The sequence below is a fragment of the Streptomyces barringtoniae genome, from assembly GCF_020819595.1.
Classification (GTDB): Bacteria; Actinomycetota; Actinomycetes; order Streptomycetales; family Streptomycetaceae; genus Streptomyces; species Streptomyces barringtoniae.
Window position 1 is genome coordinate 23,216 of sequence record NZ_JAJHNP010000024.1, and the last position, 21,593, is coordinate 44,808.

22 protein-coding genes and 1 tRNA gene are annotated in these 21,593 nt (G+C 72.0%); 14 read left to right on the forward strand and 9 right to left on the reverse strand.

Annotation, left to right across the window (positions count from 1 at the left end):
* Nucleotides 1-56: 56 nt before the first annotated feature.
* Nucleotides 57-1,721, reverse strand: a complete 1,665-nt coding sequence (hutU, locus tag LMU33_RS33670; protein WP_228624579.1) for a urocanate hydratase — start codon at nt 1,719-1,721, stop codon at nt 57-59.
* 160 nt (nt 1,722-1,881) lie between these two features.
* Between hutU and LMU33_RS33675 the strand changes: the two genes are divergently transcribed.
* The 5 genes from LMU33_RS33675 (at nt 1,882) to LMU33_RS33695 (ending at nt 5,565) form a co-directional block, all read left to right on the forward strand.
* On the forward strand, nt 1,882-3,255 hold the full coding sequence (locus LMU33_RS33675) for a type III PLP-dependent enzyme domain-containing protein (protein WP_308280830.1): 1,374 nt from the start codon (nt 1,882-1,884) through the stop codon (nt 3,253-3,255).
* A 178-nt stretch (nt 3,256-3,433) separates the two neighbouring features.
* Nucleotides 3,434-3,820, forward strand: coding sequence for a hypothetical protein (locus tag LMU33_RS33680; protein WP_228624582.1), 387 nt, complete (start codon nt 3,434-3,436; stop codon nt 3,818-3,820).
* Entirely contained in the window at nt 3,817-4,617 is an 801-nt protein-coding gene (locus tag LMU33_RS33685) for a transcriptional regulator (RefSeq protein WP_228624584.1), read from the forward strand. The genes LMU33_RS33680 and LMU33_RS33685 overlap by 4 nt, the downstream gene beginning before the upstream one ends.
* Nucleotides 4,618-4,648: 31 nt before the next feature.
* Nucleotides 4,649-5,170 (forward strand): roadblock/LC7 domain-containing protein, encoded by a 522-nt coding sequence (locus LMU33_RS33690; protein ID WP_228624586.1) that lies wholly within the window; start codon nt 4,649-4,651, stop codon nt 5,168-5,170.
* Nucleotides 5,171-5,190: 20 nt separating this feature from the next.
* Nucleotides 5,191-5,565 (forward strand): roadblock/LC7 domain-containing protein, encoded by a 375-nt coding sequence (locus LMU33_RS33695; protein WP_228624588.1) that lies wholly within the window; start codon nt 5,191-5,193, stop codon nt 5,563-5,565.
* Here LMU33_RS33695 and LMU33_RS33700 read toward each other — a convergent pair.
* The 3 genes from LMU33_RS33700 to LMU33_RS33710 form a co-directional block, all read right to left on the reverse strand.
* Nucleotides 5,562-6,146, reverse strand: a complete 585-nt coding sequence (locus LMU33_RS33700; RefSeq protein ID WP_228624590.1) for a hypothetical protein — start codon at nt 6,144-6,146, stop codon at nt 5,562-5,564. The genes LMU33_RS33695 and LMU33_RS33700 overlap by 4 nt on opposite strands.
* 131 nt (nt 6,147-6,277) lie before the next feature.
* Nucleotides 6,278-7,174 (reverse strand): MurR/RpiR family transcriptional regulator, encoded by an 897-nt coding sequence (locus LMU33_RS33705; protein WP_228624592.1) that lies wholly within the window; start codon nt 7,172-7,174, stop codon nt 6,278-6,280.
* Complete coding sequence (locus tag LMU33_RS33710) at nt 7,171-8,688, reverse strand: aromatic amino acid ammonia-lyase (RefSeq protein ID WP_228624594.1); 1,518 nt, start codon at nt 8,686-8,688, stop codon at nt 7,171-7,173. The genes LMU33_RS33705 and LMU33_RS33710 overlap by 4 nt, the downstream gene beginning before the upstream one ends.
* Nucleotides 8,689-8,829: 141 nt before the next feature.
* On the opposite strand from LMU33_RS33710, the gene LMU33_RS33715 reads away from it, so the two are divergent.
* The 5 genes from LMU33_RS33715 (at nt 8,830) to LMU33_RS33735 (ending at nt 12,621) form a co-directional block, all read left to right on the forward strand.
* On the forward strand, nt 8,830-9,864 hold the full coding sequence (locus LMU33_RS33715; protein WP_228624595.1) for an ABC transporter ATP-binding protein: 1,035 nt from the start codon (nt 8,830-8,832) through the stop codon (nt 9,862-9,864).
* Nucleotides 9,861-10,502 (forward strand): ABC transporter permease, encoded by a 642-nt coding sequence (locus LMU33_RS33720; RefSeq protein ID WP_228624597.1) that lies wholly within the window; start codon nt 9,861-9,863, stop codon nt 10,500-10,502. Before LMU33_RS33715 ends, LMU33_RS33720 begins: the two co-directional genes overlap by 4 nt.
* Nucleotide 10,503: 1 nt before the next feature.
* Nucleotides 10,504-11,166: an ABC transporter permease gene (locus LMU33_RS33725; RefSeq protein ID WP_228624599.1), complete on the forward strand. Its 663-nt coding sequence runs from the start codon at nt 10,504-10,506 to the stop codon at nt 11,164-11,166.
* A gap of 12 nt (nt 11,167-11,178) precedes the next feature.
* Nucleotides 11,179-12,111 carry an ABC transporter substrate-binding protein gene (locus LMU33_RS33730; RefSeq protein WP_228624601.1) on the forward strand — a complete coding sequence of 311 codons (933 nt, stop codon included), beginning with the start codon at nt 11,179-11,181 and terminating at the stop codon, nt 12,109-12,111.
* A 66-nt stretch (nt 12,112-12,177) separates the two neighbouring features.
* Nucleotides 12,178-12,621 carry a hypothetical protein gene (locus LMU33_RS33735; RefSeq protein WP_228624603.1) on the forward strand — a complete coding sequence of 148 codons (444 nt, stop codon included), beginning with the start codon at nt 12,178-12,180 and terminating at the stop codon, nt 12,619-12,621.
* 452 nt (nt 12,622-13,073) lie between these two features.
* On the opposite strand, the gene LMU33_RS33740 is transcribed toward LMU33_RS33735, so the two are convergent.
* Nucleotides 13,074-14,465 (reverse strand): cystathionine beta-synthase, encoded by a 1,392-nt coding sequence (locus tag LMU33_RS33740; protein WP_228624605.1) that lies wholly within the window; start codon nt 14,463-14,465, stop codon nt 13,074-13,076.
* Between the two features lie 159 nt (nt 14,466-14,624).
* Between LMU33_RS33740 and LMU33_RS33745 the strand changes: the two genes are divergently transcribed.
* The 3 genes from LMU33_RS33745 (at nt 14,625) to LMU33_RS33755 (ending at nt 18,141) form a co-directional block, all read left to right on the forward strand.
* Entirely contained in the window at nt 14,625-15,644 is a 1,020-nt protein-coding gene (locus tag LMU33_RS33745; RefSeq protein WP_228624607.1) for an SGNH/GDSL hydrolase family protein, read from the forward strand.
* Between the two features lie 199 nt (nt 15,645-15,843).
* Nucleotides 15,844-17,061 (forward strand): acetyl-CoA C-acetyltransferase, encoded by a 1,218-nt coding sequence (locus LMU33_RS33750; protein WP_228624609.1) that lies wholly within the window; start codon nt 15,844-15,846, stop codon nt 17,059-17,061.
* Nucleotides 17,062-17,349: 288 nt separating this feature from the next.
* Nucleotides 17,350-18,141, forward strand: a complete 792-nt coding sequence (locus tag LMU33_RS33755; RefSeq protein ID WP_228624611.1) for a hypothetical protein — start codon at nt 17,350-17,352, stop codon at nt 18,139-18,141.
* 39 nt (nt 18,142-18,180) lie between these two features.
* On the opposite strand, the gene LMU33_RS33760 is transcribed toward LMU33_RS33755, so the two are convergent.
* Nucleotides 18,181-18,492, reverse strand: coding sequence for a hypothetical protein (locus tag LMU33_RS33760; RefSeq protein ID WP_228624613.1), 312 nt, complete (start codon nt 18,490-18,492; stop codon nt 18,181-18,183).
* A gap of 99 nt (nt 18,493-18,591) precedes the next feature.
* On the opposite strand from LMU33_RS33760, the gene LMU33_RS33765 reads away from it, so the two are divergent.
* Nucleotides 18,592-18,822, forward strand: a complete 231-nt coding sequence (locus tag LMU33_RS33765) for a DUF4287 domain-containing protein (protein WP_020940491.1) — start codon at nt 18,592-18,594, stop codon at nt 18,820-18,822.
* A 67-nt stretch (nt 18,823-18,889) separates the two neighbouring features.
* Here the strand turns inward: LMU33_RS33765 and LMU33_RS33770 are convergent, their stop codons facing one another.
* The 3 genes from LMU33_RS33770 to LMU33_RS33780 form a co-directional block, all read right to left on the reverse strand.
* A complete protein-coding gene (locus LMU33_RS33770) occupies nt 18,890-19,750 on the reverse strand; it encodes a Bax inhibitor-1/YccA family protein (RefSeq protein WP_228624615.1) in 861 nt (286 codons plus the stop codon).
* A gap of 186 nt (nt 19,751-19,936) precedes the next feature.
* Nucleotides 19,937-21,112, reverse strand: a complete 1,176-nt coding sequence (locus tag LMU33_RS33775; protein ID WP_228624616.1) for a 4-hydroxybenzoate 3-monooxygenase — start codon at nt 21,110-21,112, stop codon at nt 19,937-19,939.
* A gap of 166 nt (nt 21,113-21,278) precedes the next feature.
* Nucleotides 21,279-21,365: transfer RNA gene (locus tag LMU33_RS33780), tRNA-Leu, on the reverse strand.
* Nucleotides 21,366-21,593 lie beyond the last annotated feature (228 nt).

Sequence of the window (21,593 nt, forward strand, 5' to 3'; positions counted from 1 at the left end):
CCGTCCAGGCTGTGGGCAGTCGTTCCGCAGGGCGGAACGGGTGCCTGCATCCTGCGTCACGCGTCGTCACCCTCGCGCATGGGAACCCGCACGCCCCGCTCCTGCGCAACGGACTCCGCGATGTCGTACCCCGCGTCCACGTGCCGGATGACACCCATGCCCGGGTCGTTCGTCAGCACCCGGCGAATCTTCTCGCCGCCGAGCTTCGTGCCGTCGGCCACGGTCACCTGCCCGGCGTGAATGGACCGGCCCATGCCCACGCCGCCACCGTGGTGGATGGAAACCCACGACGCACCGGAGGCCACGTTCACCATGGCGTTCAGCAGCGGCCAGTCGGCGATCGCGTCCGAACCGTCGAGCATGGCCTCGGTCTCGCGGTACGGCGAGGCCACCGACCCGCAGTCCAGGTGGTCGCGGCCGATCGCCAGCGGGGCCGCCAGCTCGCCGGAGGCCACCATGTCGTTGAAGCGCTCGCCGGCCTTGTCGCGCTCGCCGTAGCCGAGCCAGCAGATGCGCGCGGGCAGACCCTGGAAGTGGACGCGCTCGCCGGCCATCTTCATCCAGCGGGCCAGGGACTCGTTCTCCGGGAACAGCTCCAGGATCGCCTTGTCGGTCTTGGCGATGTCGGCGGGGTCGCCGGACAGGGCCGCCCAGCGGAAGGGGCCCTTGCCCTCGCAGAACAGCGGGCGGATGTAGGCGGGGACGAAGCCGGGGAAGGCGAACGCCCGGCCGTAACCGGCGAGTTGGGCCTCGCCGCGGATGGAGTTGCCGTAGTCGAAGACCTCGGCGCCGGCGTCCATGAAGCCGACCATGGCCTCGACGTGCTTCGCCATGGACTCGCGGGCCCGGGTGGTGAAGCCCGCCGGGTCCTTCATCGCCTCGGACGCCATGTCCTCGAAGGCCACGCCGACCGGCAGGTAGGACAGCGGGTCGTGGGCGGAGGTCTGGTCGGTGACGATGTCGATGGGGGCGTTCATCGCGAGCAGCTGCGGGACCAGGTCGGCCGCGTTGCCGAGGACGCCGATGGACAGCGGGCGGCGGGCGTCGCGGGCCTCCACCGCCAGCTGAAGGGCGTGGTCCAGGCTGTCGGCCTTGACATCGAGGTACCGGTGCTCGATGCGGCGCTCGATGGCGCGCGGGTCGCAGTCGATGCAGATGGCGACGCCGTCGTTCATCGTCACGGCGAGCGGCTGGGCGCCGCCCATGCCGCCGAGGCCGGCGGTCAGGGTGATGGTCCCGGCGAGGGTGCCGTTGAACTTCTTCGCGGCGACGGCGGCGAAGGTCTCGTAGGTGCCCTGGAGGATGCCCTGGGTACCGATGTAGATCCAGGAGCCGGCGGTCATCTGGCCGTACATGGTCAGGCCGAGGGCCTCCAGGCGGCGGAACTCCTCCCAGTTGGCCCAGTCGCCGACGAGGTTGGAGTTGGCGATGAGGACGCGCGGGGCCCACTCGTGGGTCTGCATCACGCCGACGGGGCGGCCGGACTGGACCAGCATGGTCTCGTCCTGCTTGAGGGTCCGCAGGGTGCGGACCATGGCGTCGAAGGAGCGCCAGTCACGGGCGGCCTTGCCGGTGCCGCCGTAGACGACGAGCTTGTCGGGGTGCTCCGCGACCTCCGGGTCGAGATTGTTCTGCAGCATGCGCAGGGCGGCTTCCTGCTGCCATCCCAGGGCGCTCAGTTCCGTGCCGCGCGGTGCTCGTACGGGGCGGGGTCCCGACATCGTCTGCCTCCTCCTGTAGCTATGTCTATTCACATCCTGTCGTCCTGAATAGAACTAGTCAATACATCGGGGCGGCCCCGTCCGCGCGCCGTCGGTGTTTGGCTGGATGTACGCGAGACGGACACGAGGGGACCACGAGGGGACCACGAGGGGAGAGGCCGTGGACCGGGACCTCGAAAGGGCGGCGCGGGAGCGCGCCGCACGGCGGGACGAGGCGGTGCGGGCCGCCGTGGAGCAGGGGCTGCTGGGGCCGGACGCGGCCGTGGCCGGGCTGCTGGACGTGACCGGGATCCGTCGGTCCGCGGCAGCCCTGCGGGCGGCGTTCGACGCGGTCGTGCCGCCCGGCACACCGGTGCTGCACGCGTTCGCGGTGAAGGCGACCCCGCTGGTGCCCGTGCTGCGGCTGCTGCGCGAGGCGGGCATCGGCGCGGAGGTGGCGAGCCCGGGCGAGCTGGCGCTGGCGCGGGCGGCCGGGGTGCCGGCGGACCGGACCGTGCTGGACTCGCCCGCCAAGACCCCGGCAGAGCTGCGTGAGGCGCTGGCCCTGGGCATCGCGGTGAACGCCGACAACCCGCAGGAGCTGGACCGCCTGGACGCCCTGGTGCGCTCCGCCCCGACCGGGTCCCCGCTCGGCATCCGGGTGAACCCGCAGGTCGGCGGCGGCACGATCGGGGCCACCTCGACGGCGACGGCGACCTCCAAGTTCGGGGTGGCGCTGCGCGACGAGGGGGCGCGCGAGTGGGTCGTACGGGCGTATCTGGACCGGCCGTGGCTGACCCGGCTGCACGCGCACACCGGGTCGCAGGGCATCCCGCCGGAGCTGCTGACGCGGGGCGTGGCGGAGACGTACGCGCTCGCGGAGGAGATCAACGAGCGGGCGGGGCGGCGGCAGATCGACACGCTCGACATCGGCGGCGGACTGCCGGTGAACTTCGCGGCCGAGGCGACGGAACCCTCGTACGCGCGGTTCGCCCGGCTGCTGGCCGAGCGGGTGCCGGGGCTCTTCGGCGGGCGGTACGGCCTGGTGACCGAGTTCGGCCGGTCGCTGCTGGCCAAGCACGGGACGGTGGTGGCCCGGGTGGAGTACGCCAAGAGCGCGGGCGGGCGGCGGATCGCGGTGACGCACGCCGGCGTGCAGGTGGCGACGCGGACCGTGTACGCGCCGGAGGCATGGCCGCTGCGGATCGCCGCGTACGACGCCAAGGGGCGGCCGAAGCCGGGACCGGAGGTGGTGCAGGACGTGGCCGGGCCGGCCTGTTTCTCGGGCGACCTGCTGGCGGAGGGGCGCGCGCTGCCGCTGCTGGAGCAGGGCGACTACGCGGCCGCTCTCGACACGGGCGCGTACTACTTCGCCCACCACTACGCCTACAACTCCCTCGTCCGGCCGGGAATCTACGGCTTCGCTCCGGACGGCTCGGCGGGGGTCGGCTTCGCGACCGTACGGGAGCCGCAGACCATTGCCGAGGTGGTGGCGGAGTCCGGCGGGGCGCACGCGGACGCGCTCACCACCCTCGGGGCACCGGGAAGCCGTTGACGCACCCCGCACCCCTCGAACAAATGGATCAAGTCGCCTGACACAGGGGTCAGTTGACCCACACTAGTACGCCGGACGCATGTTCCACTGGAAAATGCCAAAGGCTCCACCTTCCCCGCGTACGGTGCGTAGTGTCGCTGTCACTCAGCCGGAGAACCAGGCGGGAGGGGAGCCACCGGTGCCCGGAATCGACGAGTGCCTGCTGGAAGCGATGCGATTGCCCGGTGCCCGGGGAGCGGCACTGGTGGACTGGACGAGCGGCCTGGCTCTCGGCACGGTCGGGGAGGCGCCCGGCGGCGATCACGAGACGACCGCAGCCGAGGCCGCCGAACTGGCCCGGATGGCCGCCGAGCACGGCGCCTTCGCGGCCCAGGCCGACGACGGGCAGCCGCCCGTCGAGGACCTGATCGTCAGTAACCACGACAGCTACCACCTGCTGAGATTCGTGGACACGTCCTTCGACAGCAGCGTCTTCCTGCACCTGTGGCTCGGCCGCGAGGAGGGCAACCTCGCGCTCGCCCGGATCCGGCTCGGCGAGATGGCGGCCCGGCTGGTGCTGGGATGACCGTGGTGCAGATACCTCCGCCCCCGCTGCCGGTGCGGGACAAGTCGGCCACGCGGGCACTGTCGCCGATGCTGACCCGGCTCGCCGAGGAGCGGGCCACCGGCGTCCTGGTCCGCGAGCACGGCACCCTGTACCTCGCCGAGGGCCGGGTGGTGCACGCCGAGAGCCCGTTCGCCCCCGGTCTCGACGTGCTCCTCACGGCCCACGGCACCCTGGCGGCCACCGCCTGGCAGCGGGCCGCCGACCGCACCGCCGGCCCGCTGCACGCCGCCGAACTCCTGCTGGCCTCCGGGCTGTTGCCCGCGGGCGCGCTGGAGCTGTGCCATCTCGACGCGCTCTACGACGCCGGGTACTTCGCGCTGGCGCCGAGCAGCGCCCCCGGCCGCTTCCGCTACGACAGCGGCCCCCGCCTCGGCCCGCTGCCCTCCGTCCCGGTCGTCGCCCTGGAACGCGAGACGCTGCGCCGCCGGCTGCTGCTGCACCGGCTGTGGCCCGACCCGGCCGCCGACAGCGCCCCGCTGATCCGCGCGGACCCGGCCGCCGGACCCGCCGCCGCGCCGGTCGCGCCCCGGCAGCGGGCGGTCCTGGACCGCGTGGACGGCGTCCGCACGGCCACCCAGATCGCCCGGAACCTGGGCCGGCAGGCCTTCCACACGCTGGTCGACGTGCGCCGGCTCGTGGCGGCCGGCCATGTCGCGCCCCGGCCGGCGGCGCCCGTCCCGCCGCCCCCACCCCCGGTCACCGACCCCGACATCGCGCTGCTGAAGAGGCTCAGGGATGCGCTGGAGGCGCTTTGAACGGCACCGCCCCGCCGAGAGGAGAGAGCTGATGGTGTCCGAGGAGGACCTGGGGGCCGTCCTGGACGAGCTGCACCGGCTGCGCAACCGGGTGCCGCAGCTCACCGGCGCCCTGGCGGCCGGCGTCGACGGTCTCGTCGTCGCCCACGACACGCCCGGCGTCGACCCGGAGGGCCTCGCCGCGCTCACCGCCGCCGCGCTCGGCGTCGCCGTGCGGGTCGCCGACGCCACCGGCAACGGCGGCTTCCGGGAGCTGCTGGTGCGCGGCGAGCACGGCTATGTCTCCACCTACGCGGCCGGCCGCACGGCCGTACTGACCCTGCTCGCCGAAGGCAGGGTCAACGTCGGCCGGCTGCATCTGGAGGGCCGCCGCTCCGGGGCCCGCATCGGGGAGCTGCTCGACGCCGCCGACGCCACCGCCCGGGAGGCCGGCCGGACCGGACGGCCGCTGGGCGCCGTCAGCACCGCACCCCCGGTCCGCACCCGCACGACCCGCACACCCCGCACGCCCCGCGCCACGAGCGCCGACGCGCACACCGCAACCGACAGTTGAACCGTTCGAGAGGATCCACCATGGCCAACACCGAGACCGCGCTGAAGGAAGCCCTCACCTCCATCGAGGGCGCCACCGGCGTCGCGCTCGTCGACTACACCAGCGGGATGGCGCTGGGCACGATGGGCGGCAGCAAGACCTTCGACCTGAACGTGGCCGCCGCGGGCAACACCGACGTGGTCCGCGCCAAGATGCGCACGATGGAGATGCTGGGCCTCAAGGGCGAGATCGAGGACATCCTGATCACGCTGACGGGCCAGTACCACCTCATCCGCCTGCTCAAGAGCCGCGGCGGCAACGGCCTGTTCCTGTACCTGGTCCTGGACTCCGGCCGGGCCAACCTGGCGATGGCGCGGCACCAGCTCAAGAAGATCGAAGCGGAGCTGGAGATCTAGACCAGTGCGGCGGTACGGCGGCGGGCCCCGCCCGGGGCCGCGTCGCCGGCCGCGATGCCCGTACCGCGCAGGCCCTTGACGGCCTTGCCCGCCGGGTTCCCGCCGCGCCGGTCGAGCCAGTCGACGCGCACCCACAGCAGCGTGTCCCCGGCGCGTTCGCGCCGCCCGATCCAGGCGGCCTTCAGCCGCAGCCCGGTGCCCAGCCCGGCCAGCAGCATGCCGCCGGCCGCGGGCACCGCGAAGGCGGAGCCGAGCGCCATGACGAAGGCCGACAGCAGCCACCAGCGGTGACCACGGCGCCAGTTGCGCACGGTCACCGCCCGGTCCTGCAGCACGTCGTACTTGCCCGCGCGGACCGCACCGCGCGCGAGGGCGCCGTACCGGCCCCGCCGCACCAGTGCCACGACCGCCGCGCCGACGACGAACAGCACGGCCCCGGCGAGCGCCCCGGTCCGGCGCCCGGTCAGCCCGGACGGCAGCACCCCGACCCCGGCCGCGCACACCCCGAACCACCACAGCGGAGCGGCCCCCGCCCGTACGACGACGGCCACCCGGGCCAGTCCCTGTCCTCCGCGCGCCACGTCAGCCTCCCGTGTCACGTGTCCGCATGCGTCTGTGTCCCGCCGACGACCTCGTCGACGACTTCAGGGGAAGTTAGTGGCAGAAGGTGAGACGAATCTGAGAGCCCCGCGACCACTCGCGTGCGAAGGGCTCACTCCACGAACAGGCCCCGCGTCGCCGCCTTGGCGTCGAACTCCTCCAGCCGGGCCTGCGCCTCGGGCAGGTCGTCGCAGACCGCCTCCAGCAGCACCCGTCCGAGCAGCATCGGCGCGCACGCGGTGTCGAAGGCGAGCCCGGTGCCGACGGCGGCGGGCAGCAGCAGGTCGGAGTACTTGGCGACCGGCGCGAACGCGGAGTCGGCGACCGTGACGGTCGTCAGGCCGACGTCCTTGGCGTAGGCGAGGGTGTCGACGACCTCCCGCGGGTGCCGGGGCAGCGCGAAGCACAGCAGCGCGGAGGCGCCGGCGCGGACGGCCGCGTCGATCCGGTCCTGGATCATGGTGCCGCCCTCGTTGAGCAGCCGGACGTCCGGGTGGACCTTGGCGGCGAAGTAGGCGAAGCCGTACGCCTGGGAGGCGGCGGCACGCAGGCCGAGCACCGGCAGCGGGCGGGAGGCGGCCAGGATCCGGCCGGCCCGCTGCACCGGGCGAGGGTCGGCGAGCAGGTCGGCGAGATGCCTGAGGTTCTCGATCTCGGCCTCGACGGCCTGCTGGTACTCGTTGAAGGCGCCCGCTTCGGCCGCCGGTTCGGCGGGGACGACCTCGCGCAGGTGCTTGCGCAGCGCCGGATAGCCGTCGAAGCCGAGCGCGACGGCGAACCGGGTGACCGAGGGCTGGCTGACCCCGGCCAGTTCGGCGAGCTCCACGCTGGACAGGAAGGGCACGTCGGCGGCCCGACGGACCATGCTGTGCGCGATGCGGCGCTGGGTCGGTGTGAGCCGGTGGCCCTCGAAGAGCGCCTGCAGCCGGTTCGCGGGGCTGTCCGTGGCACCGGACGCCGTACCGGACGGAACACTCTCCGTCGTATCAGTACTCCTGTCCACGCTCATGACGCGCTCCCCCTCCAGATGTCCGTGAACCGGTCGAGCAGTGCCGCCGCCTGCGTCACGTCGTCCGTGAGCGGCCGGTCGGCCGGGTCGGCGTCCAGGACCGACTCGGCGAGCGCGAACGCCCGGCCGGCCGGCAGCCCGGGGTCGGGCCGCAGGTCGCGCTGGCGCAGCGCCCGGACGGCGGCGACGAGTTCGCAGCCGACCACCAGACGATACGCACCGCACGCGCGCAGGGTCTGCCGCGCGGCGAGCGAGGCGAAGCTCGCCTGTTCCTCGACGCCCCGGGAGAGTACAGCGTGGCCGAGCGAGGCGGGCGCGGAGAAGGCCCGCAGATCGCCGAGGGCCGCTCCGGCCGCGTACTCCAGGATCATCACGCCGGAGGAGGCCGGCTCGGGGGCGGCGAGGAAGGGGCGCAGCCGGGTGTAGGCGGGCTCGTTGAGCGTGGACAGTCGGGACGTGGACAGCCGGGCCACCTGGGTCAGCGCGAGCCTGAAGTGGTCCAGGGCGAGGGCGAGTTGGGCCTGGTAGAAGCCGCCGTGGTGGTAGGCGGCCTGGTCCTCGGGGGCGATGAGCGGGTTCTCGGCGGCCGCGTTGATCTCCACGGTCAGCACCTGCTCCAGGGCGTCGGCCGCGTCGTGCGCGGGGCCGTGGATCTGGGGCAGGCAGCGGAAGCCGTAGGGGTCCTGGATCCGGCCGAGCGGCGGGGTCGGCCGGTCGGCGGCGCCGATCAGCTCCCGCATCCGGCGGGCCACCTCGGTGCTGCCCCGGTGCGGGCGGGCGGCGTGCACGGGGGCGGCGTACGCCTCGTGGGAGCCGTCGACGGCGATGAGGGACAGGGCCGCGACGACCTGGGTGGCGCCGATGAGCCCGCGCAGTTCGCGCAGGGCGAGCGCGGACTGGCCGAGTGTGAGGGCGTTGCTGCTGATCAGGGCGAGGGCGTCGTTGTTGTCGAGGGGCTGGGCGGCGGGCGCGCCGGCGCCGCGCCAGGGGTGCTCCCCGGCGAGCGCGAGCCCGACCTGGGCCAGCGCGGCTATGTCGCCGGTGCCGACGGAGCCGAACTCGTTGACGACCGGGTGGGCGCCGGTCTCCAGGGCCTCGCACAGGGCGGTGACCACGCCGGGCCTGAGGCCCGCGCCGCCGGCCAGCAGCTGGTTGGCGCGGACGGCGAGCATGGCGCGCACCTGGCGGGCGGGGAGCTCCTCGCCGATGGCGCCGGCGTGGCTGCGCAGCAGGCGCAGGCCGTGGCCGGCGGCGGCCTCGGTGGGCACGTCCTCGTTCCGGTTGGCGCCGACGCCGGTGGAGCGGCCGTAGACGCGTCCGGTCGCGGCGATCTGCCGGGCGGCGTTCCAGGAGTGCTCCACGCGCCGCATCGCGCCGGCCTCGGGGACGGGATGCGCGGCGCCGTCGGCGAGCCGTACGAGGTCCTCGACGCCGAGTCCGGATCCGTCCAGGACCACGGCCGCGGACCGCGCGGACGGCACGGACACCGGCGCGTCCACGATGCGAGACGACATCAAGCCCATTCTCCCCTCAATCCGGATATCCGATCTTGCCCCTCGGTCATCCGTTACAGCGGATTAACGCCAAACCGTTGACAACCTATTCACACACCAAGAACTCTGCATGACGTTATGCAGCCGGGCAAGGGACATCTCATGATCCAGTTCGATGCGGTCCACAAGCGCTTCCCCAACGGCACCACAGCAGTCCACGACCTCAGCCTGGAGATGCCGGAAGGCGGTATCACCGTCCTGGTCGGATCCTCCGGTTGCGGCAAGACCACCACCCTGCGGATGATCAACCGGATGGTCGAGCCGACCTCCGGCACCATCCGCGTCGGCGACAGGGACGTCACCCGGCAGGACGCGGCCGAGCTGCGCCGCTCCATCGGCTATGTCATCCAGCAGGCCGGCCTCTTCCCGCACCGCACGGTGCTCGACAACATCGCCACCGTCCCGCTCCTGCTCGGCTGGAACCGCAGGAAGGCCCGGGCCCGCGCCGCCGAACTCCTGGAGACCGTCGGCCTGGCACCCGAGGCCGGCAAGCGCTACCCGCACCAGCTGTCCGGCGGCCAGCAGCAGCGCGTCGGCGTCGCCCGCGCCCTCGCCGCCGACCCGCCGGTCCTGCTCATGGACGAGCCGTTCGGCGCGGTGGACCCGGTCGTCCGCACCCAGCTTCAGGACGAACTGCTCAGGCTGCAGGCCGAGTTGAGCAAGACCATCGTGTTCGTCACGCACGACATCGACGAGGCCGTACGGCTGGGCGACCGGATCGCCGTGTTCCGCACCGGCGGCCACCTCGTCCAGTGCGCCCCGCCCGCCGAACTCCTGGCCCGCCCGGCCGACGACTTCGTGGCCGGCTTCCTCGGCGCCGAACGCGGACTGAAGCTGCTGTCCCTGAAGACCCTCGCGGACGTCCCCCAGGGCCCGGCACCGGAAGGCGGCGCCTGGACCCTCGTGCTCGACGCAGGGAACAAGCCCCTCCACTGGGCCTCGAAGGACACCGAACTCCCGGTCCGCCCGCTCAGGGGCACCGACTCCCTCCTCTCCGCCCTCAACGAGTCGCTCGCCTCCCCCACCGGCCTGATCGCCCGGGTCGACGCCGAGGGCGTCCTCACCGGCGTCTCCTCCCGCGACGACATCCACGAGCACGCCGGCCGCGCCCACGCCGAAGTGAGGGTGGCCGCATGACGATCGACTGGTCCTGGATATCGGCCCACACCGACGACCTCACCACCCTCACCCTCTCCCACCTCCAGGCCGCCCTGACGGCCGTCGCCCTCGGCCTGCTGGTCTCGCTCCCGCTGGCCGTGGTCGCCCACCGCATCCCCCGGCTGCGCGGCTTCCTGCTCGGCGCCTCCAACGTCCTGTTCACGATCCCGTCGATCGCGATCTTCGTGCTGCTGCTGCCGGTCAGCGGCCTGACCCGCACCACCACCGTGACCGGCCTGACCGTCTACACCCTGGTCGTCCTGCTGCGGAACACCGTCGAGGGCCTGGACTCGGTCCCCGTGAAGGTCAAGGAGGCGGCGAAGGCGATGGGCACGCGCCCCCTGCGCACCCTCCTCACGGTCGAGTTCCCGCTCGCGCTCCCCGTGATCATGGCCGGGGTCCGCATCGCCACCGTCATGTCGATCTCCCTGGTCTCCGTCGCGACCTACATCGGCGACGGCGGCCTCGGCCAGCTCTTCACCGACGGCTTCCAGCGCGACTTCCCCACCCCGGTGATCGCCGGAGTGGTCCTCACCCTGCTCCTCGCGGTCGTCGCGGACGCGGCCCTGGTCGCCGTCCAGTACGCCCTCACCCCCTGGACCAGGAGGCGAGCCTGAGATGTACGAGCTCTTCAAGAACCTCGGCACCTGGCTGACCAGCGGCTCCCAGTGGACCGGCCCGGACGGCATCGCCCACCGCCTCGCCGAACACCTCCAGTACTCCCTGCTGGCCACGCTCATCGCCGCCGCCATCGGCCTGCCGCTCGGGCTGCTCATCGGCCACACCGGCAAGGGCGCGTTCCTCGCCATCAACCTCGCCTCCTTCGGCCGCGCCCTGCCGACCGTCGGCCTGGTCGTCCTGGTCTTCCTGGCGGGCGGCCTGTCGATGCTGCCGGTCTACGTCGCCCTGGTCGCCCTCGCGGTCCCGGCGATCGTCACCAACACCTACGCCGGCATGACGGCCGTCGACCCGGAGGTGAAGGACGCGGCACGCGGCCAGGGCATGCGCGGCCACCAGGTCCTGTTCCAGGTCGAGTTCCCGCTCGCGCTGCCGCTGATCATGACCGGCCTGCGGCTGGCCCTGATCCAGGTCGTCGCCACGGCGACCATCGCCGCGTACGTCTCCTTCGGCGGCCTGGGCCGCTACGTCTTCGACGGCCTCGCCCAGCGCGACCTGGTCCAGGTGCTCGGCGGCGCGGTGCTGGTCGCCGTCGTCGCCGTGGTCCTGGACGTGGCCCTCGCCTCCCTCCAGCGCTTCCTCTTCCGCCACCGCACCGCGTAGGGAACCCCTGACATGAACCGACGCACTGTCCTCGGCGGCCTGTTCGCGGTCGCCTCCGTCCCCGCCCTCTCCGCCTGTGCGGGCGGCATCACCTCCCTCAACGGCTCCGGCTCCACCGCCGGCGGCGCCGGCTCCAGCAAGGGCGGAGTCACCATCGGCACGGCCAACTTCACCGAGAACCAGGTCCTCGGCTACCTCTACGCGGCCGCCCTGCAGGGCGCCGGGGTGAAGACGACCGTCCGCCCCAACCTCGGCACCCGCGAGATCGTCATCCCGGCGCTCAGGGGCGGGGACATCGACCTGCTGCCCGAGTACCAGGGCGCCCTCCTCAACTACCTCGCCCCGAAGGTCACGGCCACCGAGTCCGGCGAGATGCAGAACGCCCTCACCCAGGCCCTCCCGGCCGGCCTGCAGGTGCTGCCGTACGGCATGGCGGAGGACTCCGACGCCTTCGTCGTCACCCGCGAGACGGCGAGGAAGTACGGGCTGACGTCCCTCGCCGACCTGAAGAAGCAGAACGGCCACCTGGTCATCGGCGCCGCGCCCGAGGTGAAGAAGCGCCAGGTCGGCGCGGTCGGCCTGAAGGACGTGTACGGAGTGGAGTTCAAGGAGTTCAAGTCGCTCGACTCCGACGGGCCGCTGGTCAAGGGCGCCCTGAAGAAAGGCGACGTGGACGTGGCGAACCTCTTCACCACCGACACCGACATCAGGGCCAACGACTGGGTGGTGCTCACCGACCCCGAGCACCTGATCCCCAGCCAGCACATCGTCCCGCTCATCGCCGACCGCAAGGCCGACGACACCGTCCGCAAGGCCCTCGCCCGGCTCGGCAACCTGCTGACCACGGCCCAGCTCACCGAGCTCAACCGGCAGGTGGACAAGGACAAGAAGGACCCCGAGGACGTCGCGAACGCCTACGCCAGGCAGCACGGTCTGGTGAGGTAGCCGGGGGTTCGAAGAGGGGGGCTTTCCCCAGTGCGCGGGGTGTGAGCGCTCCTTAGGGTGGAGCGCATGAGCGCACTGGACTCGCGGAACGGCGACCTGAAGAAGGATCCGGACCTGCGGAAGGAACTCGACGCCACCGTGCGGGCCCGCACGGACCTGGGCGCCGACTACGACTCCGCGCTGGTCGACTCCTTCCTGGAGAAGGTCGAGCAGCGGATCGACGACGCGGTGGACCGCCGGGTGCGGCGGCACCTGGCCGAGCAGCGGATGGAGAGCGCGCGCGGCGCGCGGCGCCCGAAGAACGCCGACACCTGGGCGGAGCGCTTCGGACTCGCGGTCATCTCGCTGGTCCTGGCGGTCCCACTGACCGCCGTGGCCGGCGGCGTCGCCGGGACGGCCGGGACAGTGGCCGCCTGGGTGGGCATCGTCGGTGTCAACTTCGCCCAGGCGGTACGACTCAACCCGGAGCTGCTCACCGGCCGCCGCGACCGGTCCGACCGGCAGGACTGAGCCGGGCTCACGCCTGCCGGGTCGGCAGGACCACGATCCGGCGGAGGCTGACGCCTTGGCCTGCCGGGGAGTCGGGAATCCAGCACAGCCCGGTGAGCTGCCCGGAAAAGCATTGCGCGGGGACCGCCGCACCCCCGTTGCCGGGGGGCGGGACGACGGCGGTCCCCGCGAGGGACGCGGGCCGGGTCAGGGCCGGGCTGCGCGTCCGTGGCGCCCATGGAGGTCCGGGAGCCGCTCCGGAGGTCCTTGGCGCCGTTCGGCGCCGGCCGGGGCGGGGAGCCTCCCCCAGTGCTCAACGCCTGGGAGGCACCCCCATCGCCCTGCCGACACCCACTAATCTGCCGGACCCGTGTTAAGCGGGTGCTGCGCGCACGTGACACGCTCGTACCACTTCCGCGAACCCCGCGCCCACTCAAGCGGCCCCCGTGAACCCCCAGTTCACCGGGGGTTCGCTACTGCTTTCCGCCCTTGGCGAGGAAGGCCAGCAGGTCCTGCCGGCTGACCACGCCGGTGGGCTTGCCCTCGACGAGGACGATCGCCGCGTCGGCCGAGCCGAGCACGCTCATCAGGTCGCCGACCGGCTCGCCGGAGCCGACCTGGGGCAGCGGGGCGGACATGTGCTTCTCCAGCGGGTCCTCGAGGGAGGCGCGCTTGGAGAACAGGGCGTCCAGCAGTTCCCGTTCCACCACGGACCCGACGACCTCGGCGGCCATCACGTCCGGGTGACCGGCGCCCGGCTTGACGACCGGCATCTGCGAGACGCCGTACTCGCGCAGCACCTCGATGGCCTGGCCGACGGTCTCCTCCGGGTGCATGTGCACCAGGGAGGGGATGGTGCCGGCCGCCTTGTCGTTCAGGACGTCGCCGACGCGGGCGCTCGGGCCCTCGTCCTCCAGGAAGCCGTAGTCGGCCATCCACTCGTCGTTGAAGATCTTGCTGAGGTAGCCGCGGCCGCTGTCCGGAAGCAGCACGACCACGACGTCGTCGGGCCCGAGCCGCTCGGCGACCCGCAGCGCCGCGACGACGGCCATGCCGCAGGAGCCGCCCACCAGCAGGCCCTCCTCCTTGGCCAGCCGGCGGGTCATCTGGAAGGAGTCCTTGTCGGACACGGCGACGATCTCGTCCGCGACGGTGCGGTCGTAGGCGGTCGGCCAGAAGTCCTCACCCACGCCCTCGACCAGGTACGGCCGCCCGGACCCGCCGGAGTACACCGAGCCCTCGGGGTCGGCGCCGACGACCTTGACGCGGCCGTCACTCACGTCCTTCAGATACCGGCCGGTGCCGGAGATGGTGCCTCCCGTGCCCACGCCCGCCACGAAGTGGGTGATCTTCCCCTCGGTCTGCTCCCACAGCTCGGGACCGGTCGAGTGATAGTGCGAGAGCGGGTTGTTGGGGTTGGAGTACTGGTCCGGCTTCCAGGCACCCGGGGTCTCGCGGACCAGCCGGTCGGAGACGTTGTAGTAGGAGTCCGGGTGTTCGGGAGCGACGGCGGTCGGGCACACGACGACCTCGGCGCCGTAGGCCCGCAGCACGTTGATCTTGTCGGTGGAGACCTTGTCGGGGCACACGAAGATGCACTTGTACCCCTTCTGCTGGGCCACGATGGCCAGCCCCACACCGGTGTTGCCGCTGGTCGGCTCGACGATCGTCCCGCCCGGCTTGAGCTCGCCGCTCTGCTCGGCGGCCTCGATCATGCGCAGGGCGATGCGGTCCTTCACGGAGCCGCCCGGGTTGAAGTACTCGACCTTTGCCAGAACGGTGGCCTGGATGCCCTCGGTCACGTTGTTGAGCCGCACCAGCGGGGTGTTGCCGACGAGGCTGATCATCGAGTCGTGGAATTGCACCGTTGTCTCCGGTTGCTGCAAAAGATGTGGTCTTAGTGGTGCCGCCAGCCTAAGGCCAGCTGTGTGGCCGGCGCGGCCGTTCACTCCCCGTTGAGATTGACGCACGGTCTGTACGGGGCAAGGAGTGGGTGTACGGCTACGAGGAGGTGGCGGCGACGCATGACGAGCATGTCGAGGGCGAGGGTGGCCCGGCGCATCGCGGCCGGAGCGGCGTACGGCGGTGGCGGGGTCGGGCTGGTCGGCGCGGCCGCGGTCGGTCTGCTGCTCGCGGAGGTACGGCTGGCCCGGCGCCATGTGGGCAACCACAGCGGCGGCCGCGTTCCCGTCGCGGACGGCATCTACGGCCACACCTACGACGTCCCCGGCGAACCGCCCCTCCGCCTGACCATGCTCGGCGACTCCACGGCGGCCGGGCAGGGCGTGCACCGGTCGGGCCAGACCCCGGGCGCGCTGCTGGCGTCGGGCCTGGCGGCGGTGGCGGAGCGCCCGGTGGAGCTGCGGAACGTGGCGCAGCCGGGGGCCCGGTCCGACGACCTGGACCGCCAGGTGGCGCTGGTGCTGTCGGGGGGGTCGCCCGTGCCGGACATCTGCGTGATCATGGTCGGTGCGAACGACGTGACCCACCGGATGCCGCCGACCCGTTCGGTACGGCATCTGTCGGCGGCGGTACGGCGGCTGCGCACGGCCGGTGCGGAGGTGGTGGTCGGCACCTGCCCCGACCTCGGCACCATCGAGCCGGTGCAGCAGCCGCTGCGCTGGCTGGCCCGGCGGGCCTCGCGGCAGCTGGCGGCGGCGCAGACGATCGGGGTGGTGGAGCAGGGGGGCCGGACCGTGTCCCTCGGTGATCTGCTGGGCCCCGAGTTCGAGGCGAACCCGCGGGAGCTGTTCGGGCCGGACAACTACCACCCCTCGGCGGAGGGGTACGCGACGGCGGCCATGGCCGTCCTGCCCACGGTCTGCGCTGCACTGGGCCTGTGGCCGGCGGAGGAGGAACGGCCTGACGTGTCCCGGCGCGAGGGCTTCCTGCCGGTGGCTCGCGCCGCGGCCGAGGCGGCGTCGGAGGCGGGCACGGAGGTCACGGCGGCGATGCCGACGGGTCCGCGGGGACCGTGGGCGCTGCTCAAGCGCCGGCGCCGGCGCCGCGTGCCGGAGGCCGAGCCCGCCCGCCCGTCCCTGTGACCCACCAGCTCCCTGCCGGCCGGCCGAGCGGCGGAGTCTGGGCGGGTCGCCCTTCTGCCGGCCGACCCGCCGGAGGCAAAAGCAAGCGCTTAGTAAACTGCGGTCAGTGTCACACCCCGACACCGGTGACCTGGACCATACGTAGCGGTAACTTCCCAACCGGCCCTGCCCAAACAAAATCCCGTTCACTGGAGCCGTGATGCCCGAAGCCGTCATCGTCTCGACCGCCCGCTCCCCCATCGGCCGCGCCGTCAAGGGCTCCCTGAAGGACCTGCGCCCCGACGACCTGACCGCCACGATCATCCAGGCCGCGCTCGCCAAGGTCCCCGAGCTGGACCCCAGGGACATCGACGACCTGATGCTCGGCTGCGGCCTCCCCGGCGGCGAGCAGGGCCACAACCTCGGTCGTGTCGTCGCCGTGCAGATGGGCATGGACCACCTGCCGGGCTGCACGATCACCCGCTACTGCTCCTCGTCCCTGCAGACCTCCCGCATGGCCCTGCACGCCATCAAGGCCGGCGAGGGCGACGTCTTCATCTCGGCCGGTGTCGAGATGGTCTCCCGCTACGCCCACGGCAGTTCCGACATGCCCGGCACCCACAACCCGCTGTTCGCCGAGGCCGAGGCCCGCACCGTGGCCACCGCCGAGTCGACCGGCTCCACCTGGCACGACCCGCGCGAGGACGGCCTGCTGCCCGACCCCTACATCGCGATGGGCCAGACCGCCGAGAACCTGGCCCGCGCCAAGGGCATCACCCGCGAGGAGATGGACGAGTTCGGCGTCCGCTCGCAGAACCTGGCCGAGCAGGCCATCAAGAACGGCTTCTGGGAGCGCGAGATCACCCCGGTGACCCTCCCCGACGGCACGGTCGTCAGCAAGGACGACGGTCCGCGCCCGGGCGTCACCCTGGAGGGCGTCGCGGGCCTGAAGCCGGTCTTCCGCCCGGACGGACTCGTCACCGCCGCCAACTGCTGCCCGCTCAACGACGGTGCGGCGGCCGTCGTCATCATGAGCGACACCAAGGCCCGCGAGCTGGGCCTGACCCCGCTCGCCCGGATCGTGTCCACCGGCGTCTCCGGCCTGTCCCCCGAGATCATGGGCCTCGGCCCGGTCGAGGCGAGCAAGCAGGCGCTGCGGCGCGCCGGCCTCACCATCGACGACATCGACCTGGTCGAGATCAACGAGGCGTTCGCCGCCCAGGTGATCCCCTCCTACCAGGACCTCGGCATCGACATCGACAGGCTGAACGTCAACGGCGGCGCCATCGCCGTCGGCCACCCCTTCGGCATGACCGGCGCCCGGATCACCGGCACGCTCATCAACTCCCTGCAGTGGCACGACAAGCAGTTCGGCCTGGAGACGATGTGCGTCGGCGGCGGCCAGGGCATGGCGATGGTCATCGAGCGCCTCAGCTGAGCTGATGGACCGTCCGTAGCGGGACGGGCACGTCACGTCAGGAAACGGCCCGGGACCGGGGAAACCCCAAGGTTCTGGGCCTTTTCGTGATCCAATTTCCCCCAGGATGTGACCTATCTCGCTCCCCGGACACATCGGTGCAGGTCAGCGCAGGTCGGCGCCGTGCGCGACGACACCACGAACCCAAAGTCCTGTCCGTTTCGTGACGTTACGCACTGACAGCTGGATAGTCCGCCCTTCAAGCTGATGTAGGAAGTCGGGGGTCGACTTTGAACCGGGAGTACGTCAGTGAGCGCCATGCCGATCGCCCTGCTGCTCACCACGGCCGCCACCGGCGCCGTGGGCGTCGCCGTCCTGCGCACCGTTGTGAAGCTGCGCCGCCAGCTGGCGGAGCTGCAGACCCAGCTCGCCGAGAACCAGTCGGCCGCCATGCGCGCACTGCTGCCGAACGCCCGCAGCGGCACCGACGCCGACCAGATACGCGCCGCCGTGGCCGAGGCGCTCGCCGAGGAGCGGGAGCGGGAGCTTGCCGAGGCGCGTGCCTTCTGGGCCGCGCAGGAGGCCCGTGACGCCTCTGACGCCCCGACCCTGCTCGGCCTGCCCGACACCGAGGTGTTCCTGCCCCGGCAGACCGACTTCGCCGGCCTGGAGCCGGTGTCGGAGCCGACCGCCGACGCCGACGAGTTCGCCGGGGAGTCCCCGGAACTGGCCGCAGCCCGCCGCCGTCACCCCTCGCACCCCGACTTCGTCCCGGTGCAGTCGCCGGCCGTGAACGACCACGAGCGCACCGTGACCACACTGGAGCAGCTGGCCGCCGAACGCGTCGAGCTCTCCGACGTCCGCCCGGGCCCGCTCGGCACCCTCGACGTCTACGTCTTCGCCGACGGCACCACCCTGTGCATGACCCCGGGCCACCGCGAGACCGCCGAACGCCTGGCGGCAGCGGTGGCGGCGGGCGAGGCCCCGTACCTGCTGGGAGGCTCCGGCATCTCCGGCGCCTACACCCTCACCTTCGCCTACGGCGAGGACGACGGGAACATGGTCTACATCCTGGCGGACAGGGTCATCGCGTCGCTCTGAGGTCCTGGACGCGGCGCGGGACGGCGCCCGTCGGGCGCCTCAGACCCCCGCCCTTCGACGGGCCTCCTCAACCACCCGCACCGCTTCGGCGACTTCGTCGTCACTGCTCAGCACAACCGCCAAGTCGTGCGCGGCCACGAGAATCTGATCGGCCACGGCGAACATCCCGGCGTCCGGCATCTGCCGGGGCTCACTCCCGGGCTCCTCGACGGCCTGGGCCCGCCGGGCCAACTCCCTGGCCAGCTCGAGGGCCTCGGCCGCGGCACCCCGTTGGAGCCGGCTCTGCGGCGCCGCGCGCAACCGGTCGGCGAAGTGATCCACTGCTCGGGTCAAGGGCGTCGTATCAACCACGCGCCGAGCGTAACGTGCCGCACTGTTGCCAATACGCGAACGCTCAGGCACCGTGACGTGAAGGACCGGCTTACATCCCCTTTGCGTTCGGAGGCGCCGATGTCCCAGCTCTTCTCGGAGGAGACCCACCGCAATCTGCTCGCCCGCATTCCCCATTGCACCGGTCGCGAGGTTTCCGACTGGCTGCGCACCGTTGAAGAAGGCCCCGCCCTGTTCCGCTTCGAGGAGAAGGTCAGCTGGCTCCGGCACGAGTACGACCTCGCGTACGGCCACGCGAAGGCGATCGTCCACGAGTACGACCTGAGGAGGGCAGCGCGCAAGCTGCTCTAGCCGCCGCACACGGCGAAGGGCCCCGGGTCGGAACCCGGGGCCCTCCTCCTCATGACCGGCGCAGGCGCTAGTCGTTGTTGGTGAAGATCGCCACCAGCCGCAGCATCTCCAGGTAGATCCACACCAGGGTCACGGTGAGACCGAACGCGGCGAGCCAGGACTCGTTGCGCGGGGCGCCGTAGGCGATGCCGTCCTCGATCTGCTTGAAGTCGAGGGTCAGGAAGAACGCGCCGAGCACGATGGCGACGATGCCGACGAGCGCGCCGAGCGGGCCGAAGCTGCGCAGACCGCCGTTCTCGGCGACGCCGAACGCGACCAGCAGCAGGTTGACCGCCATGACCACCAGGAACGCCATGGCGATGGCCATGCCGATGCGGGCGTAGCGGGCGGTGACGCGGATCCAGCCGGCCTTGTAGACGAGCAGGGTCGCGCCCGAGACCGCCATGGTGCCGAGCACCGCCTGGAAGGGCGCTCCGCTCCAGCGGCTGTTGTACATCTCGCTGATGACACCCAGGAAGACGCCCTCGAAGGCGGCGTACCCGAGGATCAGGGCGGGCGACGGCGTGCGCTTGAAGTTCTGGACCATCGCCAGGACGAACGCGACGATCGCCGAGCCGATGGCCAGGCCGTAGCTGGTCGCCGTGACCGGCAGCAGCGCCCAGGCGAGGACGGCGCCGACGGCGACGGTGCCGAGCGTGATGGCCGAGCGGACGACGACGTCGTCCATGGTCATCCGGTCGGTGGTGGCGGGGGCCTGCGGCGGGGCGCCGTACTGGAGGTCCGCCTGCGCGTACGGGTTCTGGGCGTAGGGGTTCTGCGCGTACGGGTTGCCCTGTGCGTACCCGGCCTGCGGCGCGGTGTTGAAGCCGGCGTAGCCGTTGTCGCGGCTGAACCCCCGTCGCGAGAAGACCGGGTTACTGCTCCTCATTTCACTCCTCCATGGCTGCCGTGCGCAGCCTTGGCTCAAGAGTAATGGATTGGCAAAGGACCGACCATAATACCTGAGGAGGATCTTTCCCCTGCCGTGCTGACCAACACGCTACGCGTACCGGTGATTCCCGGCCATGGGTGATCGCGTTCCATGACGAACCTGCTACCTCGCCGAGACGTGCCGCTAACCCAACGGGAACCCGGTGTACGCCTCGGCCAGCTCGGTCTCGGCCGCGCGGGAGGAGGCGATCCGCTCCAGCCGGGCCAGTTGGAGGCGGGCGTCGAAGGGCGTGGCGTCCGGGGCCGGATGGAGCATCGTCGTCATGTCGCAGGAGAACCGCTCGGCCTGCCAGACGCGGCGCAGGCAGGTCGCGGAGTAGGCGTCGAGGAGGTCCGCCGAGCCGGTTTCCCTCTCGTGGGTGAGGGCGCGGGCGAGGGTGACGACGTCCCCGACGGCGAGGTTCAGCCCCTTGGCCCCGGTCGGCGGCACGATGTGGGCTGCGTCACCGGCGAGGAAGAGCCTGCCGTGGCGCATCGGCTCGTGCACGAAGGAGCGCATCGGCGTGACCGACTTGTGGGTGATGGGGCCGCGTTCCAGCCGCCAGTCGTCGTCGGTCTCCAGGCGCCGTTCCAGTTCCGACCAGATCTCGTCGTCGGTCCAGTCGTCGCCGTCCGCGCCGGCGGGCACCTGGAGATAGAGGCGGGAGACGGACGGGGAGCGCATCGAGAGGAGGGCGAAGCCGCGGTCGTGGCGGGCGTAGACGAGTTCGTCGTGGGAGGGCGCGACGTCGGCGAGGATGCCCAGCCAGGCGTAGGGGTACGTCCGTTCGAAGACGCGGGACAGGGCGGCCGGGAAGGCCCTGCGGGCCACGCCCCAGAAGCCGTCGCAGCCGACGGCGTAGTCGCACTCCAGCACGTCCTCGCGCCCCTGGCGCCGGAACCGGATGCGCGGCCGGTCGCCTTCGGCGCCCTCCACCGCCAGCACCTCGGCCTCGAACAGCAGTGGCCCACCGTCCTTCAGCTGAAGGGCGATCAGGTCCTTGCAGACCTCCGTCTGGGCGTACACCATCACCGACCGGCCGCCGGTCAGGCCGGGGAAGTCGACGCGGTGGCGGCGCCGGTCGAAGCGCAGCTCGATGCCGTCGTGCCGCAGGCCCTCCCGGTCCATCCGCTCCCCGGCGCCGGCCGCGCGCAGTACGTCCACCGTGCCCTGCTCCAGGATTCCGGCGCGCTGCCGATGTTCGACGTAAGGGCGGTCGCGGCTCTCCAGGACGACCGATTCGATGCCGGCACGGTGCAGCAGCCGCGCGAGCAGCAGTCCGGCCGGTCCGGCTCCGATGATCCCGACGGAGGTGCGCATCGGTTCTGCCCCTTCCCGTGGCGTCCTTGCCCCAGGCGGCGATGGGTGCTCTGTTCGTCTGGTGAAATTTCCTTCACTGACGGTGGACGTGAGTGTGCGCCGGGAGGCAAGCGATGTCAATGGGGATGCGCGGTCGCGACGCCCGCCCCTGCGGCAGGGGTGCGGTTGGTGCCCGGAGCCGGACTTGAACCGGCACGCCCGCGAAGGGGCAGCGAGGTTTAAGCTCGCCGTGTCTGCATTCCACCATCCGGGCAGGCCATGGGCTCCGCTTCGAGGTTCGAGCCTATCGGGACGCATCCCCCGAACAGCGGAAGGGCGGACCGATGTTGTCTTATTTTATTGACGTCTGAGGGTGCATCAGCCCGCGGAACGGGCCATCCGCACTTGCCAACAGCGTGGCGTGACGGGGGTACGGCCGTACGTGGAATGACGGAATTTCACCGTCCGAACGAGGGTGTTCCACCCGTTCTCGACAACCGTT

Bases quoted from the DNA above. Each gene is read 5' to 3' on its own strand.
- hutU (WP_228624579.1), bottom strand. From the start codon at position 1,721: ATGTCGGGACCCCGCCCCGTACGAGCACCGCGCGGCACGGAACTGAGC.
- LMU33_RS33685 (WP_228624584.1), top strand. From the start codon at position 3,817: ATGACCGTGGTGCAGATACCTCCGCCCCCGCTGCCGGTGCGGGACAAG.
- LMU33_RS33690 (WP_228624586.1), top strand. From the start codon at position 4,649: ATGGTGTCCGAGGAGGACCTGGGGGCCGTCCTGGACGAGCTGCACCGG.
- LMU33_RS33695 (WP_228624588.1), top strand. From the start codon at position 5,191: ATGGCCAACACCGAGACCGCGCTGAAGGAAGCCCTCACCTCCATCGAG.
- LMU33_RS33705 (WP_228624592.1), bottom strand. From the start codon at position 7,174: ATGAGCGTGGACAGGAGTACTGATACGACGGAGAGTGTTCCGTCCGGT.
- LMU33_RS33710 (WP_228624594.1), bottom strand. From the start codon at position 8,688: ATGTCGTCTCGCATCGTGGACGCGCCGGTGTCCGTGCCGTCCGCGCGG.
- LMU33_RS33715 (WP_228624595.1), top strand. From the start codon at position 8,830: ATGATCCAGTTCGATGCGGTCCACAAGCGCTTCCCCAACGGCACCACA.
- LMU33_RS33720 (WP_228624597.1), top strand. From the start codon at position 9,861: ATGACGATCGACTGGTCCTGGATATCGGCCCACACCGACGACCTCACC.
- LMU33_RS33725 (WP_228624599.1), top strand. From the start codon at position 10,504: ATGTACGAGCTCTTCAAGAACCTCGGCACCTGGCTGACCAGCGGCTCC.
- LMU33_RS33730 (WP_228624601.1), top strand. From the start codon at position 11,179: ATGAACCGACGCACTGTCCTCGGCGGCCTGTTCGCGGTCGCCTCCGTC.
- LMU33_RS33735 (WP_228624603.1), top strand. From the start codon at position 12,178: ATGAGCGCACTGGACTCGCGGAACGGCGACCTGAAGAAGGATCCGGAC.
- LMU33_RS33745 (WP_228624607.1), top strand. From the start codon at position 14,625: ATGACGAGCATGTCGAGGGCGAGGGTGGCCCGGCGCATCGCGGCCGGA.
- LMU33_RS33750 (WP_228624609.1), top strand. From the start codon at position 15,844: ATGCCCGAAGCCGTCATCGTCTCGACCGCCCGCTCCCCCATCGGCCGC.
- LMU33_RS33765 (WP_020940491.1), top strand. From the start codon at position 18,592: ATGTCCCAGCTCTTCTCGGAGGAGACCCACCGCAATCTGCTCGCCCGC.
- LMU33_RS33770 (WP_228624615.1), bottom strand. From the start codon at position 19,750: ATGAGGAGCAGTAACCCGGTCTTCTCGCGACGGGGGTTCAGCCGCGAC.
- LMU33_RS33775 (WP_228624616.1), bottom strand. From the start codon at position 21,112: ATGCGCACCTCCGTCGGGATCATCGGAGCCGGACCGGCCGGACTGCTG.